Annotated in this window: 1 protein-coding gene; it reads right to left on the bottom strand. The window is 47.3% G+C overall.

The window, feature by feature from the left end; all coding sequences use genetic code 11:
• Nucleotides 1-1,133 precede the first annotated feature (1,133 nt).
• Nucleotides 1,134-1,409, bottom strand: a 276-nt coding sequence (locus tag OP496_RS17755; protein ID WP_280565240.1) for an adenylyl-sulfate kinase, incomplete at its 5' end; no start/stop codon positions are given.

Below are 1,409 nucleotides of genomic sequence, written 5' to 3' on the forward strand. Positions count from 1 at the left end.
GGTCACGTGCACGCGGCTACCGGAACGAGGCTAACTTCATTGCCATGATCTACCTGATCGTGAGTCCCGTTAGGCGCACACTGAATTACACCAAATCCACATGAAGTGACGAGAAACCAAAAAGGGCAGCGTAATATAAGCGTTCAGCTATCATTCTTAAAGTGCTCAGTGGCCCCCGTATAAGTAGCTCAGGGACTGGCAAACTCCACCCCCCTAGCTTACGCCAAACAAACTCTGTGCCAACATACCAAGCCGCAATCGCAAAGCTTCGTCCATCCACCTCTAATGAGCGCCCCCTTAATAGGGGCTTGTAATATCATGGTGATAATTGCAATCCCAATGAAACAACACCGTTTTCCATTAAGGTAACCGATGCGCGCTTACGAATGTCTTTCATAAAGCCTGATAGTACAAAGGACAAGGTAAGCGCCGAAATTCTAGTGGCAATAACCACTAGAATTGGGGGCTTCCAATGCGTAAAAAGGCTTCGCACCCCAATTAAGCGCCGCATAAATTAACACTGTCGCAAAAAAACTTAATAACAGAGATTTATGTACCACCCAGCTTAGGTAGGCAGCTATATATTGACTGATGATTTCACCCGACAAAGTGTGTGAGCGTGTTATTCAACCCATAACGAGCGATGATCTCTGTACCGAGGATAACACTCTCGGCTAAGGCTCTATGCCTACGCAACTTAGGCATAGAGCCTGTCAGACACGACTCCAAGCAGTAAAGTCGGAAATACTGCAACCTCAAGCAATAAAACTGTGTTCAATGCGGAATAGAGTTCGCTTTGCAGCTTTCCCTCTAAAACTTATCAAAAACGTTTCTAGCACAGGAGCACATATCAGACTATAGCCGTAGCTAAACTCAAACAGTTATAACGTAACGCCAGCAACCAGGTCCTCGTCCATATGGTTACTTTTAGAGAAGTAACAAAGCAAAAAGGCTACAACAGAAATATTACCGATAACATACTCAGATTTTGCAAGTACTCTACCATGAATACACCTAGCGGAAAGCTAACTATCTGCAGATTTAAGGTGTACGACTAAGCCGTACAACACGTATACTAAAGGAGGTCAGTATATGCAGCCCTTTTTCAGGTGTCTTCTTCTTCGGGGAAATAATTAGTCAAATCCCCGCCCCATCCTCTTGAAGAAGGCCTCAATAAATACTGCGGTGCTGTGCTTTTGGGTATTGTGGGTGACCTCTGGACTCTTGGGGGGGTCGTAGGGGCTACTGATACCGGTGAAGTCCATGACCTTGCCTTCGCGGGCCTTTTCGTAAAGCCCCTTGGGGTCGCGCTGCTCGCAGATATCCAGCGGCGTATCGACATGCACCTCGATGAAGTCGCCGTCGTCGAACAGCTCACGGGCGGTATCGCGGTCGGAGCGGAACGGCGA

This window comes from Chromohalobacter sp. 48-RD10 (assembly GCF_029889785.1).
In the GTDB taxonomy this organism is placed as follows: Bacteria; Pseudomonadota; Gammaproteobacteria; order Pseudomonadales; family Halomonadaceae; genus Chromohalobacter.